The following is a 15,465-nucleotide window of genomic DNA, read 5'->3' as shown; positions in this document are numbered from 1 at the left end:
ATTAGGCTTACCCTTACTCGGTCGCAGATTGCGTGTTTCATATACACGGATAACTGCGAGGCGCGAATTGTACCTAGTTATTGGAAAATTACAACTCATTTGTATACGTTTTATGCATTTACACAGAGATAGTCATTTATTTTTCTAAAAAACTGAACCATTCCATTAGTTTTTGCCTACATTGATATACTAACCCGAATAACAGGAGGCGTTATGTCATCTCACTCTATGTCGTCACTCACAAAGCAAGATTGTTTCATTGAGGGGCATTGGGTACCGACGGAAAAACGGTTCGCCGTTACAAACCCTGCCAATGGCGAGGTAATCACAGAAGTGGCCGACGCGGATGGCGATCTCACGAAGCGAGCCATCAACGCCGCTGAAGTAGCACTCGCTAAATGGCGTGCCACATCCACTCAAGAGCGCGCAGCACTGTTGCGCAAGTGGTATCAAGCCATCATGGACAACAAGCAGGCTTTGGGCGAACTGATGAGCGCCGAGCAAGGCAAACCTGTTCCTGAAGCTGTTGGTGAGGTCGAGTACGGTGCTAGCTTTGTCGATTGGTTTGCCGGTGAAGCGGAACGCATCAACGGCGATATTCTACCAATTACCGATAACAGCAAGCGTGTCATGGTGATCAAACAACCTGTGGGTGTATGTGCCGCGATTACGCCTTGGAACTTCCCGAACGCAATGATCACGCGCAAAGTCGCGCCTGCGTTGGCAGCTGGTTGCACCATCGTTGTTAAACCACCACAACTGACACCCTTATCAAGTCTCGCTCTGGCTCAGCTCGCCAGTGAAGTCGGTATTCCGGACGGGGTCATTAATATTTTACCGACCACGGATTCGAAAACCGTGGGCGAAATTCTGGCAACATCAAAACAAGTTAGAAAACTGTCTTTCACTGGTTCAACGGGTGTCGGCAAGATCTTAATGAAGCAATGTGCCGAGAACGTTAAAAAGATCTCGCTCGAACTCGGTGGCAATGCACCCTTTATCGTGTTCGATGATGCCGATTTAGATGCAGCCGCCGAACAGTTGATGGCGTGCAAATTCCGCAACGGCGGTCAAACTTGTATTTCAGCGAACCGTGTGTTGGTACAAGATAGCGTGAAAGAAGAGTTCATTAAGAAAGTGGTCTCTAAAGTTAAAGCGCTTAATGTGGGTCCAGGTGATAAAGAAGACGTCGATCTGGGACCATTGATTGATCAAGACGCTGTCGATAAAGTTCAACGTTTAGTCATCAGTGCTAAATCCGATGGCGCAGAGATAGAAGAAGGCGGATCAGTGATGACCGATCTGGGCGACTTATTCTATGCCCCGACGGTGATTTCGGGTGTGACTCAGGACATGGAAATCACGCAAGAAGAAATTTTCGGTCCCGTCATCGCAATTTCGAGTTTTGAAACTGAGGAAGAAGCGATTCAACAGGCGAACGACACTCCGTTCGGTCTTGCTTCCTACTTTGCCGCTAAAGATACTGCACGCATATTCCGAGTCAGTGAAGGGCTTGAATATGGCATGGTTGGCGTTAATACGGGCGGTATCTCACACGCCTATAACCCCTTTGGCGGAATTAAAGAATCGGGTATTGGACGTGAAGGGTCAAAATACGGTATAGATGAGTACTTGGAAATTAAGACCATCACGTTAGGCGGCCTTGAATGAGCACGACCCCATCAATAGCTGAGTTATTTGATTCACTCAGTAACACCTACAAAACCGGGCTTTCACGCCCGGTTTTTTGGCGTAAACAACAGCTAGAAGGCATTAAAAACTTTCTCACAAAAGAGCAGTCTTCGATCGAGCGCGCCCTCACGCAGGACTTGGGTAAACATCCAAGCGAAAGTCGATTAACTGAGCTCAACTATTTATTAAGTCACATCGATTACACACTGAAGCACCTCAATAAGTGGGTTAAACCGACGCGTGTGAAAACGCCGTTACTGGCTTGGCCTGGCTCAAGTCAGCTCTATCCTGAACCGCTCGGTACCGTGCTTATTTTAGGGGCGTGGAATTATCCCCTGCAGCTACTTATCGCGCCAGCTATTGCCGCCATTGCGGCTGGAAATTGTGTGATACTGAAGCCATCAGAACATGCGCCAAACACCGCAGAGGTCATCGCCAATAAGCTGGGCGACTATATCGACAATCATGCGATTAAGGTTGTCACCGGTGATGTCTCGGTTGCTAACGAACTCACCCAACAACCTTTTGATCATATTTTCTACACTGGCGGTAGTAATGGTGCTAAAGCTGTTTTACGTAACGCAGCGCAACACCTGACACCCACAACACTAGAGCTCGGTGGTAAAAGTCCGGCGATAGTAAGTGAAGATTGTGATATTGAGGTCACCGCTCGACGCTTGGTCTGGGGCAAATACCTTAACGCCGGTCAGACCTGTATAGCACCGGATTATGTGCTGGTTCAGGACAGCATTCGCGATACGTTGATAAGCAAAATCAAAGAGCAAATCGAACTGTTTTACGGCAGTGACCCGCAACAGAGCGATGATTACGGTCGGATTATTAGTGCCAACCATTGGCAACGTCTTATAAAGCTACTCGACGACACAGACATCATCAGTGGCGGAGACTACCAGCGTAAAGATAACTACATCGCGCCCACACTCATCAACTTAGATGGACTGGACAGCGAGCACCCGCTTCATCACGAAGAGATCTTTGGTCCGTTACTCCCAATCAAATCAGTGACGTCCATACAAGCCGCCATTGATTACGTGATAGCAAAGCCCAAGCCTTTAGCCTGCTATGCTTTTAGTAAAAATAATCGCACCCTAGAACAAGTTAAGCACCAAGTCAGTGCCGGAAGCTACTGTGCAAACGATACATTGATGTTTATGCTTAACGAAGCGCTTCCGTTTGGAGGCGTTGGCCAAAGTGGCATGGGTCGTTATCACGGTAAATTTGGTTTTGACACGCTCAGTCACCAAAAGGCAGTCATGAAACGTTCCTTTAAGTTCGACGTAGCGCTGCGTTATCCTCCTTACACCAAACTTAAAGACAAGCTGCTGGCGTGGCTCAAGTAATGATGCCATTGAATTTTCAATGGGTTGCCCCGATGTTGCTATGTATTGATACATATAAATAAAGGCTGACTCATGGCACAAAGCAATATTGTCGACATTACGCTACAAAATTTTCAGCAAGTTTTATTAGAAGGCTCCAAAGAGCGATTAGTGATCATCGATTTTTGGGCCGACTGGTGCGAGCCTTGCAAACAATTAATGCCGGTATTAGAACGTATTGCGAGCCAATACCCCGACGACATTACCTTGGCAAAAATTAATTGTGACGAGCAACAAGAGCTTGCCATGCAGTTTGGCGTTCGTAGTTTGCCTACCGTAGCCTTCTTTAAGGACGGTCAGCCTGTTGACAGCTTCGCGGGGGTAAAATCTGAAACTGAAATCATGACAATGCTCGAACCCCATTTGCCAAGCCCAGCCGATAGTTTTATTCAAAATGCACAACAAGCGCTTGCCGAAGGCAACGCTGCAGAAGCTTACACTCAAGCCAAACAGGCTTTTGACATTGATAATAGCAACATGACTGCCATCAAATTACTGGCAGAAGCAGCGGTCGACCACGGTCGTTTAGCACAAGCTAAGGAGCTCGCGGCGACGATCCCAATGGTCGAGCAAGATAGTGACTATCAACGGATCATGAGCAAAATCGAACTCGCTGAAGATAGCGCCGACTCGCCAGAGATTAAAGCACTACAAGCGCAGGTCGAGGAAGAGCCAGATAATAGCGAATTAAAAATCAAACTCGCGCTGCAATTGCACCAGTCGCACCGAGATGAAGAAGCCATTTCATTGTTATTTGAAGTAATGCGAAAGGATCCCGCACGCACTGAAGCTAAAAAATATGCACTCGACGTTATCAATCAATTACCTGACGGTGATCCGCTTGCATCGAAGGCGCGTAGAACTCTTTACAGCATGATGTATTAATGGCTGTTCACTAGCAACGAGTTCGGCCGGTTCCCTCAACCGGCCGCTTTTTTATGATAAAGACACAGTATCAAAGCCTTATTCACTCAGGAAAATTGCAAGCAGATACGCTGCAAGCATCAGTGTGCGCACGGCTTGAACACCTTCGCCAGCAACTTGTTCAGTCAATTGAACCAACCTCTGTGTATATTTACGGCCCGGTGGGGCGCGGAAAGTCGATGTTGATGGATTTGTTTTACGGTCAGTTGAACATTTCAGAAAAAGTCAGGTTGCATTATCACCACTTCATGAAGCATATCCACGACCAGCTCAACCAGCGCCAAGGTAAATCCGACCCCTTATTGAGTATCGCAGAAGCATGGGCGCAGGATTATCGTGTGATATGCCTTGATGAATTTATCGTCGAAGATATTGGTGATGCCATGCTGTTAGCTAATCTCTGGCAGGCGTTGTTTAGTCACGGTGTCACCCTCGTCACAACCTCAAATACGCCACCGTCGGAGCTGTATCGGGGCGGCCTTGCACGGCACCGCTTTGAACCTTTCATTCAGTTGCTCGAGCGCCAATGCCAAATCATTGACCTTGATTCAGGTATTGATTACCGCCGACTAAAACAGGGTGAAGCGCCGTATTACTTTATTGAGCAGTCAGCACAAGACTTTAAGCAGCAAGTCGCCGCACACTTTGGTCAGTTATCTGATAATAAGCCAGTAACCATCATGAACCGCGAGTTACCTTGTATATGTCGTTCAGAAAAAACGATTCTGTTTGACTTCGCTCAGCTCTGTTCGGGTCCAAGAAGCCAGCGTGACTATATGGAACTCGCGGAGCACTATAAGCAGATCGCCGTTGATAAGGTTCCACGTTTTACTTTTAAGCCGAAAAACTCAACTCAACAAGGAGTCGAGGACGGCTACCAACGCGACACAACGCATCAACACGAAAGTCACTTGGACAATGAGGCTCGCCGTTTTATCGCGTTAGTCGATGAGTGCTACGACCGAGGTTGTTTACTGGTGCTAAACGCCGCCGATGAGCCTGACCGCCTGTACCAAGCAGAGCTACTTAAGTTTCCATTTCAACGGTGTGTTTCACGGATTATAGAAATGCAGTCTTGGTAAACCGCAGAACCTCTTAAATTTCCTTATTAAACCTACGCTTTACACCTTTAATCGCAGAACAGGCGGGCGCATGCTTGCCGAGCGCCCTGCCCCTTGCTAGGATTGCTTAAATTTTTGGCTCGCTATACAGAGCTCTACAATAACAATTAAAAAGAAGGAAACTAATGAGCGAACAACGCGATCAATTCAGTTCCAAGATCGGGTTTATCCTAGCTGCCGCAGGTTCAGCGGTTGGTATTGGTAACCTGGTTGGATTCCCTGTCGCTGCAACTAAAAATGGTGGCGGAGCGTTTCTTTTAATCTATGCACTCTTTGTTGCATTTATATGTCTACCCGTCATGCTTGCCGAAATGGGGCTTGGCCGAAAAGCTCAAAAAAATCCGCTCGGCTCTTATTTAGCATTGGGCAGTGGCAAACCATTTTGGAGCTTTTCAGGCTTCTTAGCTGTTCTCACTCCTTTCATGATCGCTATATTTTATATGGTCATCACTGTCTGGATTTTCGGTTATCTTTACCATGCCGCTATCGGTGACCTCAATAAACTAGCGGACCCGAGTTACTTCGGTCAATTTGTCAACGACTACAGCTTTGTTGGTTTCCTTATCGCGGTGACGTTAATCGTCAACATTATTCTCATGGGCGGCGTTCGCCAGGGTATTGAGAAAGCGGCTAAATTCCTGATGCCAGCGTTATTTATTATGCTGATTTTACTCGTTATCTTTGTACTTTCATTAGATAACGCATCACTCGGCATTCAGTTCTACTTAGTTCCTGACTTTAGCAAAATTGATGGTTCGGTAATCAGTGGCGCCCTGTCACAGGCATTCTTCAGCTTGTCACTCGGTATGGGCATTCTCATCACTTATGGCTCTTATTTCAGCCGTAAGGACGATATTGTAACCTCCGGTAAGCTTGTCGCGATAACAGACACCGCGGTCGCTTTCACCGCTGGTCTCATGACCTTACCGGCGATATTCGCAATTAATCCAAATACAGACCCTAACTCACTCAGCGATTCTTCGGTAAGCATGATCTTTTCATTCTTCCCACAAATTTTTATCGCGTTAGAAGCATCGATTGGATATGTTGGCGCCAGCATCGCGGCCACCATTTTCTTCTTGCTCGCTTTTGTGGCAGCCATTACCTCGTTGGTTTCTATTATCGAGGTACCGACGGCAGCCATCATTCAACAACGTGGCACGTCGCGTAAAAAAGCACTATCAATTATGTGTGCAGCGACCACAGTACTCACAATTATCGCAGCCACTTCATTTGGATTCATTCCTGCATTTACCGAGTTTGTTAGTTACGGCGGCGCTACAAAGTCTGTGTTTGACGTCATTTACGATGTGTTTTATGACACCATTTTACCGCTTAACGGTTTGCTCATTTGCTTATTTGTATGGTGGCACTGGCGTTATAGTAGCCTTGAAAAAGAGTTATCTGAGGGTAATAGCAATTACCCCAATACCTTCTTAGCTAAATACGTACGTGTGTCCATTACCACCTTTATTCCAGCTATCCTATTTGTGGTATTCATCAACACCGTATTAAGCAAATTCTTTGGCATCACGTGGTTCTAAAACATACTGGCTTTAGGCAATTACATATCATTTCAGATGGGGCTCTTTTGAGCCCCTATTTCGAAACATGCCCCAACAACCTTTCGCTTTATTTATCTGACTCTGATACCGCAGCCCATGCGGCCACCAACCGTTATAGAGACTTCCTTGGACACGAGTTCAACCAGGTCGTCATTGACTGTCGAAACCAACTGAATTTTGATGCCATAGCCGCTTTGTGTGGCACTTTGATGGCCGGTGGCGAGCTAGTTCTACTGACGCCACAACAGCCTTCTCCCGCGTTAAATCGGCTCATCGATTGTTGGCAAATGCGTTCGCCCATTGAGGCCACAAGCGATGCTAAACCACCTTCACTACCTACGGCAGCCCAACAGGACCTTGTCCAACAGTTGCAGGACAAGGAATCTGTGCATATCGTTATTGCATCACGAGGTCGTGGTAAAAGCAGTTGTTTAGGGACAGCGCTTGCTCAAGCCGACAACGCAAGCCAATGTATTGTCACAGCGCCCAGAAAAGCTAATGCTCAAGTATTACTGAAACACGCACCTCATGCTCACTTTGTTGCATGGGACACACTGATTGAGCAACCTGGCTCAACAGAGCGACTCATTATCGATGAAGCGGCAGGTATTCCTTTATGGGCGATTCAAAAGTTGGTGCAAAAGTATCCGGCGTGGATGCTAGCGACAACTGTAGATGGTTATGAGGGGTGTGGCCGAGGCTTTGCTATTCACTTTGTCGAGTGGGCCGAACGGACATTTGCTCACGTGAAGATGCACACATTACAAGACCCCATCCGTTGGTTAACGGGTGACCCTTTAGAGTATTGGCTACAGCAAGCATTACTGCTGAATGCGGCGCCACGACAATTAACCCAGTCAATAGATAGCGGCGTTTATCATGCCAGCGAGCTACCTGAGGATGCTCTGCACCAAGCGTTTGAGTTACTACTCGAAGCCCACTACCAAAGTAGTCCAAATGATCTCAAACTATTACTCGATGAACCGCAGCATTACCTTTACTTGCACGTTAACAATGGCTCTGTCATCGCGGTTGCTTGGCTCGCGCTAGAAGGTCCACTGGCAGATGACCTCGCTTTGCAAGTGCAATTAGGCAAACGACGTCCACCTGGAAATTTATTGCCTCAAAGTCTCACCTACTTTCTGCAAAGCCCCCGTCTAGCGGCATTACGATGGTGTCGAGTGAGTAGAATCGCCGTTCAAGAAAGTCACCGTCGACAGCATATCGCCTCGAATGTCCTCAATGCCGTTCGACACTGGGTAGCAACGCAAAACGTGCATGCGCTCGGTACAAGTTTTGGTTACGAGCCAGGTTTAGCTCAGTTTTGGCGTGCCAACGGCTACCACCTGGTCCGACTCAGTAGTAAGCAAGATCGCGTCAGCGCTCGCTATGCTTCGCTTTGGGTCTCTCCAATAACGCCAGACGCCGAAGCGCTGTGTACGCCTCTTTGTGAATGGGGAGCAGCGCAACAACGTTGGTGGTTTAACGGCCAGATTCCATCAAACACACTCGACGCTACCACAAACGCTTTACTCAGCGCCTTTAAAGAAGCCAATTTGCCGCTAGACAGTGTGCTATTTGCCTGCGCGTTAGTCAGCAAGCATGATGCGCTCACATTTACTCCATCTGACTTTGCCGTTCCTCAAAACGCGATGCAGTCACTCAAACATACTTATAAAGCAGACTCCTTCAAACAACTCAGCGCACTAATGCGTTCAGATATCGCTAAAATTCTGTAAAGCGATTGAGTCACTGAGTCAGGGTTCATAGAATAGTACGTTCATTTCACCAAAGGGATATCCTATGAAGCACACACGGTTTGCTAGCCTGTTAATTTTCGCTTTAGTCTCAGCGTGCTCGAGCCAGAACGAAAAACCAGCAACCAAGCCTGAGAATCCCTATGGCTATCCCCCGCTTGCCTCACAATCCGTGACCGATAACTATCACGGCGAAGAAGTCACTGACGACTTTCGCATCCTAGAAGACGAACAGCACTCGGAAGTAGTAAAGTGGCTGGCTGCAGAGGACCGTTATACAGAACAACGCTTAGGTCAGTTAAGCAGCGCTGAGTTTATTCGACAACGGCTGACCGAGTTATCAAATTACGAACGTACCAGTGCGCCTACCGAAGTCGCTGGACATTGGTTCTATCTGCAAAACGATGGCTTGCAAGATCAGTCGGTACTCTACGTGCGTCAATCAGACTCGGGCGCACCACATATCGTGATCGATCCAAACCAACTTGATCCCTCTGGCACGACCTCGATTCACGACTATAGTGTATCGCCTGATGGCAAGACTATCGCTTACTCGTTGAGCGAACAAGGCAGCGACTGGGTTGATTGGTACATCACGCCAGTTGCCGAGCCAAACCCGCCCACACAACCAGTCATCAGTGGTGTGAAATTTACTCAGCTCGCCTGGACCAAGGACTCGAAGGGGTTCTACTACAGCCGCTATCCGAAAACCAGTGATGGCGGTTATGATGGCCAGGCACCGGTTCAAACATACTTCCATAAGCTAGGTTCGGCACAAACACAAGACAAACGGATTGCAACCGGGATAAAAAATGACAGCTATATCTATACGTTACCCGATACCTCTGCATTATTGATCAAAGAGACGTCTGGCTTTGACAAAAATCGTTGGTACTTACTGGCTGATGTAAAGCAGCCCAACGAACTGATTGCCATAAACTTTCCTGATAATGAATTTGCCACGTTTATCGGCCGCAGCGGACAATCACTTATATTTAAACTGCGGGGTAAGCAAGGTCGAGGGTTACTCGCTGCATTAGATATCCAGCAACCGCGGCAATCTCAGAAAATCGTGGTAGAGGAACAACAGCAAACGTTAGCTGACGCCGTTGTGATTGATGACCAGATCATTGCTCATTATTTAGATAAAGCTCAGTCACGCTTAGTTATTTTGAATTCAAAAGGGCATGTATTAAGGGAGTTAGCGCTACCTGGGCAGGGCCATATTTCGGAGCTCACAGCAGATAAAGTCGGACGCGAGGCTTTCTTTAAATTTGAACAGTTCACTCAACCTGGCAGCATCTATCGCTACCAAGCAGCACAGCAACGCACGACACTTTGGCGTTCGTTCAAACAGCCGGCAGGGGTCGACAACTACCAAGCAAAACAAATTACGTACACCTCCACTGATGGCCAGCCGATCCCAATGTTTATCGTTGGTAAAGATGTTAAATCCGAGCCAACAGCACGTCCTACGCTGCTCATCGCTTATGGTGGTTTTGGTATCTCGATGCTTCCTACATACAACCCTGCTTGGTTGACGTGGTTGGAACTCGGTGGCCAAGTCGCAATTGCCAATGTCCGCGGTGGTGGCGAGTTCGGCGAACAATGGCATGATGCAGGCCGATTAGCGGGTAAGCTACAGGTGATTGACGATATTGAAGGCGCCGCTCAGTACCTGATCAAACACCAATACACCACACACACTCAGTTGGCGTTTTACGGACGCAGTAATGGTGCAATGCTTGGTGCTGCAGTAATGGTCGAGTCGCCCAAGCTATTTAACGTCGCGCTACTTGATAATGGGTTATTTGACATGCTGCGCTATCAAACCGCCAACGCCAAAGCCTGGTTCACCGAATATGGACTGAGTAGCGATGCGTCGCAATTCAATACGCTCTATAACTATTCGCCACTGCACAATATCGATAAAACAAGCTGTTATCCGGCGACTATTGTCAGCACATCCCAAAATAATACTCGCGTGGCGCCCTGGCACAGCTATAAGCTTGCTGCAGCTTTGCAACGCGCGCAAAACTGCGACAAACCGATACTGCTGCTTACACAGCCTTCTGCTGGTCACTTAAATGATCGACCAACATGGATGACCATCGAACACGTCAGCAAGCTTTGGACATTTGCGGCAAATAAGCTCAACATGACAGTTACACAAGGCAAAGATAGCGAATGAAGCACTGATAATTTTATGCTATCTTTCGCAGCAAGAAATGATACTGCATTTACGATAGAGGATAGAGCGAATGTCTAAGGTTTTAATCATTGGCGCGGGCGGTGTTGCCGGCGTAGTTGTACAAAAATGTGCCAAGCTGCCAGAAGTGTTCTCAGAAATTCATTTGGCAAGCCGTACCCTTTCTAAGTGTGAAGCCTTGCAGGAACAAGCCGGCGCCGATCGCGTAGTAGGTGTGTATCAGGTCGACGCTGACGATTCTGCTAAAGTCGCGGATCTGATTCGCCAAGTGCAGCCTAAACTAGTGATCAACGTAGCCCTGCCATACCAAGACTTACCAATCATGGACGCGTGTTTGGAAACCGGCGTGCACTACCTCGACACTGCTAACTATGAACCAAAAGATGAAGCTAAATTCGAATATTCTTGGCAATGGGCTTATCAAGAACGCTTCAAAGAGAAGGGTCTGATGGCGCTGTTAGGCGCGGGATTCGATCCGGGTGTGACTAACGTATTCACAGCCTACGCTGCTAAACACTACTTTGACGAGATTCATTATCTCGATATCGTCGATTGTAATGGCGGTGACCACGGACAAGCCTTTGCGACCAACTTTAATCCAGAAATCAATATTCGTGAAATCACGCAAAAAGGTAAGTTCTGGGAAAATGGCGAATGGCACGAAACCGATCCAATCAGCGTCCGCAAGGATTTAGATTATCCCAATGTTGGCGAACGTCCGTCTTATCTGCTGTATCACGAAGAGCTTGAATCTTTGGTTAAGCATTTCCCAACCATTAAGCGCGCGCGTTTCTGGATGACCTTTGGCGACCAATACTTGACGCATTTGCGCGTATTAGAGAATGTTGGCATGACGTCAATCAAGCCCGTTCAGTTCCAAGGACAAGACATCGTACCGCTTGAGTTTTTAAAGGCCGTATTGCCTAACCCAGGCTCGTTAGCAGAAGGCTACACCGGTAAAACTTGTATTGGTACCTATGTAACAGGTATGAAAGATGGCAAAGAGAAAACCATCTTTATTTACAATAACTGTGACCATGCTGAAACCAACAAAGAAGTGGGCGCACAAGCGGTCTCATACACTACTGGCGTACCCGCTATGATTGGCGCGGCAATGATGTTGCAAGGCGAATGGATGAAACCAGGTGTTTGGAACATGGAACAATTCGACCCAGATGAATTCATGAATCGCCTAAATCAGTATGGCTTGCCTTGGCACGTTACTGAGTGTGAGCAGCCGTTCGGTGAGTAATATGAACAAGTACCTGCGTGAGGATATACCCTCGCCTTGTTACGTACTCGACGAAGCATTGCTGCGTAACAATCTAGAGTTGATGAAACGTGTGCAAGTAGAAAGTGGCGCCAGTATCATTCTGGCGCTTAAGGGCTACTCGATGTGGTCTGCTTTTCCGCTTATCAAGCAGTATTTAAAAGGATGTACAGCAAGCTCGGTTTGGGAAGCTCAACTCGCTGCCGATAAGTTCGGCAGCGAAGTCCATGCTTATGCTCCAGCCTACAAGGCTGAGGATATCAAACAGTTGTTGCCGATTGTTAATCACATCTCTTTTAATAGCATCTCGCAATGGGAAGCCTACGCCGACCAAGCAAAGGCGGCAGGCGTATCCGTTGGTTTGCGGGTCAATCCCGAACACCAAGAGGCCGATACCGAACTCTATGATCCCAGCGCACCGGGATCACGACTGGGTGTACGCGCAAGTGAGCTTGAAAACGTCTCGCTAGACGATGTAGAAGGCATACACGTACACAACCTATGTGAATGCGATTCCTATGCTTTAGAGCGGACGCTCGCAGCAGTAGAGAACAAGTTTGGCGATTTATTGCATCAGGTTAAGTGGTTAAACCTGGGCGGCGGTCATTTAATGACGCGCGAAGGCTATGATGTTGACCATCTAATTAGCCAGTTGCAACGGTTAAAAGCGACTTACAACTTGGACATTATTTTAGAACCCGGATCAGCAGTTGCTTGGCAAACGGGTCCATTGGTCTGTGAAGTGGTGGATATTGTCGAGAACCAAGGTTCTATCGCACTGTTAGACATCTCCGCTACTGCGCACATGCCCGACGTTCTTGAAATGCCATACCGACCGCATATCGAGGGTGCAGGGTTACCTGCTGATAAACCTTACCGATACCGCCTTGGTGGCAACAGTTGTTTGGCAGGTGACGTCATCGGCGAATACAGCTTTGATGAGCCGTTAAAACCCGGCGACCGATTAGTCTTTGCCGACATGATGCATTACACCATGGTAAAAACAACGTTCTTTAATGGTGTACAACATCCAGATATTGGCATTCTGCGTGAAGACGGCAGTTTTGAACGTATCCGTCATTTTACGTACGAAGATTTCCGCTCTCGCTTATCCTAAGAAACCTGAAAGCCCCTAATTTAAGGGGCTTTTTGCTTCCTCTACGACTGACGGCGGCATCAACTCTGCGAGTTGCTCCATTCGTTGCGCGATTGCCTGATGAGTCCTTTTATCGGCAGTAACTGATTCATGTAACCACCGGTAGACGCTTTTGAAGTCGTAAGGACTGCCCTCGCCCGCAATTAAAATATCCGCGACACGAAGTTGCGCGGGAACATTACCGAGTGATGCGGCTTCCCTCAAATACAAAATAGCCTTATCGATATCTTTTTGAACGAGGATTCCCTTATGATAATAGCGACCCAGCTGTTCTAACGCAGCAATAAGACCTTGCTTTGCTGCCTTTTCCATATACAAAATGCCCAACGCTTCATCTTGTTGATAGCAAACGCCCCAAGCAAGCATATCGCCATATAAAAATTGATACGTCGGACGCTTTTCAATATCAGCTTGCGCCTGAATATCTTGTACTAATTGACAGCGATCTTCAATTTCCACGCGGTGAAGATGGGTGTTTTTTGCAAACATATCCACTAATTCAGCATCACTATAAAGCTGAACCGCCTCGATTTCTCCGCTTTGCTCTTGCGCCTCAGCATAGGTTGAGCAAAACATCGCAAGGGCGAGTATGATAACAGCGTGCCTCATTGCTTTACCTTTACTATCGTCTCAATAACTCGTTATCGGCAGCAGCCAGCAAACCCTTGAACACTAAATCATCTTTTCGAATGTAAGAGATCGACTCTATACGATTGAGTGATTGAATTAATCGTTCGCCATCACCTCCGGTAACAACGATATCAAAGGCCTCGTTATTAAAACGTTGCCGGCTAACATGCAACCCTTGGCTTATAGCGCCGACAAGCGCGTAATGGACACCATAACTCATTGCAGTCACCGTACTCGTCGCGGGTTCCCGAAAACACGCCTCCGTAAGCTCACCCTTAACTAATGCAGTTTTCTGATGCATCGATTCGTGCATTAAACGACGTCCTGGGACAATCCATCCGCCCAAATGCTGACCCGACCCATCCATCCAGTCGATCGTCATCGCCGTACCTGCATCGATAATCATGCAATTGTTATGCGCTTCTGAGCGGTAACCTAACAAAGCGAACCAACGATCAGCACCGAGTTTTTCGGGTTCCGAATAGCCGTTCTTTACATCACGCCACGTCGCCGTACTGACTAACCAATTCACTGAGATTGCAAGCCGACGGAGTCCCTGTTCAATCGCACTCTTAACTTCGAGACTTGCAACAGAACAGCCACAGCATAACTTTATATCAGCCGCAACATCCTCGAGATCGACAGTCCACAGCTCGTTGGCAAGTAGATCAGCGTTTACATATTTATATTCACGGACGAGTTGGTCATTCCGATAAATGGCCAGTTTACTGCGCGTGTTACCGCTATCAATGACTAGTCGCATCACCGGGCCTCACAGATATTTCTCCTCCAAAAAAGCGCTTCACGCTACCGTCGACCTCAACTAAAAGCGCGCCGGTCTCATCGACACCGCGGCAAAGACCGTCAACTTTTCGTTCCCCTAGTAATAATCGAACCGGCTTGGTATCGAACTTATCGTATTCTCGCCATAATGTGGCAAACTGTCCAAAGCCCGAGTTTTCATAGTCCGTTAGCGTTCTGACGAGATACTGATGTAAGCGACCTGCGAACCGATTACGCTGGAGTGGCAACGCTAAATGGCTATTCACGTCGGTCCACGCTTGATCAATAGACTGAGCGGCTGTGTCAGGTAGGGTTAAATTGATGCCCACACCAATCACACAACGTGCACTACCATCCTCAAGACTATCGATATCAATCAAAATACCAGCCACCTTTTTATTTTCAATGTACACATCGTTGGGCCACTTAACTGACACGTTTTTTATATTAAGCTGTTCTCGAAGTACGCGTGCTATTGCTAAACCCACCGCTAAGCTTAGACCCATAGCACGTCCCAGACCTTCTTCTAACCGCCAATACAGACTGATATACAGATTGGTACCGAATGGTGAGATCCATTGTTTTCCTCGCCGGCCACGGCCCTGTGTTTGAGCCTCTGCCAGTATTGCATAACCCTGCGGTAATTGTTGTGTGTCGCTTAATTGCTTGAGGTCGTCATTGGTCGAGCCAACTATTGAGCTTACGTTTAACATGCTTTTCGGCAACTCGCTTGCCGCTGCTATTTGTTCAGCATTGAGTAAGTCAATAGAGCTTGCAAGCCGATAACCTTTACCTGATACCGAAAATACGTCAATTCCAAGTGCGTCTAACCTTTCAATGTACTGATTAATAGCCGCACGCGAGACAGACATTGCTTGACCAAGTGATTCGCCCGAGTGAAATTCGCCATCATTCAGTAGCTTTATCAGCTGCTCTAGCCGTTGTTCGATTTTCATAC

General features: G+C 47.5%; 12 protein-coding genes. 9 read left to right on the top strand and 3 right to left on the bottom strand.

Annotation, left to right across the window (positions count from 1 at the left end):
- The first annotated feature begins 213 nt into the window (after window positions 1-213).
- The 9 genes from AC3AP5_RS01605 to nspC all read left to right on the top strand — a co-directional run bounded on the left by AC3AP5_RS01605 (window position 214) and on the right by nspC (window position 13,055).
- Entirely contained in the window at window positions 214-1,671 is a 1,458-nt protein-coding gene (locus AC3AP5_RS01605; RefSeq protein WP_040488065.1) for an NAD-dependent succinate-semialdehyde dehydrogenase, read from the top strand.
- On the top strand, window positions 1,668-3,053 hold the full coding sequence (locus AC3AP5_RS01600; RefSeq protein ID WP_487326932.1) for an aldehyde dehydrogenase family protein: 1,386 nt from the start codon (window positions 1,668-1,670) through the stop codon (window positions 3,051-3,053). The genes AC3AP5_RS01605 and AC3AP5_RS01600 overlap by 4 nt, the downstream gene beginning before the upstream one ends.
- Before the next feature lie 72 nt (window positions 3,054-3,125).
- Complete coding sequence (gene trxA, locus AC3AP5_RS01595; RefSeq protein WP_006956118.1) at window positions 3,126-3,977, top strand: thioredoxin; 852 nt, start codon at window positions 3,126-3,128, stop codon at window positions 3,975-3,977.
- Window positions 3,978-4,030: 53 nt separating this feature from the next.
- Window positions 4,031-5,098 carry a cell division protein ZapE gene (gene zapE, locus AC3AP5_RS01590; RefSeq protein WP_287831240.1) on the top strand — a complete coding sequence of 356 codons (1,068 nt, stop codon included), beginning with the start codon at window positions 4,031-4,033 and terminating at the stop codon, window positions 5,096-5,098.
- A 164-nt stretch (window positions 5,099-5,262) separates the two neighbouring features.
- Window positions 5,263-6,681 (top strand): sodium-dependent transporter, encoded by a 1,419-nt coding sequence (locus tag AC3AP5_RS01585; RefSeq protein WP_272977728.1) that lies wholly within the window; start codon window positions 5,263-5,265, stop codon window positions 6,679-6,681.
- Between the two features lie 47 nt (window positions 6,682-6,728).
- Window positions 6,729-8,441, top strand: a complete 1,713-nt coding sequence (locus AC3AP5_RS01580) for a tRNA(Met) cytidine acetyltransferase TmcA domain-containing protein (protein WP_487326931.1) — start codon at window positions 6,729-6,731, stop codon at window positions 8,439-8,441.
- Between the two features lie 64 nt (window positions 8,442-8,505).
- Window positions 8,506-10,650 (top strand): prolyl oligopeptidase family serine peptidase, encoded by a 2,145-nt coding sequence (locus AC3AP5_RS01575; RefSeq protein WP_272977726.1) that lies wholly within the window; start codon window positions 8,506-8,508, stop codon window positions 10,648-10,650.
- A 70-nt stretch (window positions 10,651-10,720) separates the two neighbouring features.
- Window positions 10,721-11,920, top strand: coding sequence for a saccharopine dehydrogenase family protein (locus AC3AP5_RS01570; protein WP_006956113.1), 1,200 nt, complete (start codon window positions 10,721-10,723; stop codon window positions 11,918-11,920).
- 1 nt (window position 11,921) lies between these two features.
- Window positions 11,922-13,055, top strand: a complete 1,134-nt coding sequence (gene nspC / locus AC3AP5_RS01565; protein WP_040488062.1) for a carboxynorspermidine decarboxylase — start codon at window positions 11,922-11,924, stop codon at window positions 13,053-13,055.
- Window positions 13,056-13,070: 15 nt separating this feature from the next.
- Here nspC and AC3AP5_RS01560 read toward each other — a convergent pair whose 3' ends face one another.
- The 3 genes from AC3AP5_RS01560 to birA are packed head-to-tail and all read right to left on the bottom strand — an operon-like array spanning window position 13,071 to window position 15,463.
- Window positions 13,071-13,703, bottom strand: a complete 633-nt coding sequence (locus AC3AP5_RS01560; RefSeq protein ID WP_487326930.1) for a tetratricopeptide repeat protein — start codon at window positions 13,701-13,703, stop codon at window positions 13,071-13,073.
- A 13-nt stretch (window positions 13,704-13,716) separates the two neighbouring features.
- Complete coding sequence (locus tag AC3AP5_RS01555; RefSeq protein WP_487326929.1) at window positions 13,717-14,487, bottom strand: type III pantothenate kinase; 771 nt, start codon at window positions 14,485-14,487, stop codon at window positions 13,717-13,719.
- Complete coding sequence (gene birA / locus AC3AP5_RS01550; protein WP_487326928.1) at window positions 14,471-15,463, bottom strand: bifunctional biotin--[acetyl-CoA-carboxylase] ligase/biotin operon repressor BirA; 993 nt, start codon at window positions 15,461-15,463, stop codon at window positions 14,471-14,473. Before birA ends, AC3AP5_RS01555 begins: the two co-directional genes overlap by 17 nt.
- Between the last annotated feature and the right edge of the window lie 2 nt (window positions 15,464-15,465).

The sequence above is a fragment of the Idiomarina sp. D18 genome (assembly GCF_057748155.1).
Note: the sequence above shows the minus strand (reverse complement) of the source record. Positions and strands in the feature narration are given on the sequence as shown.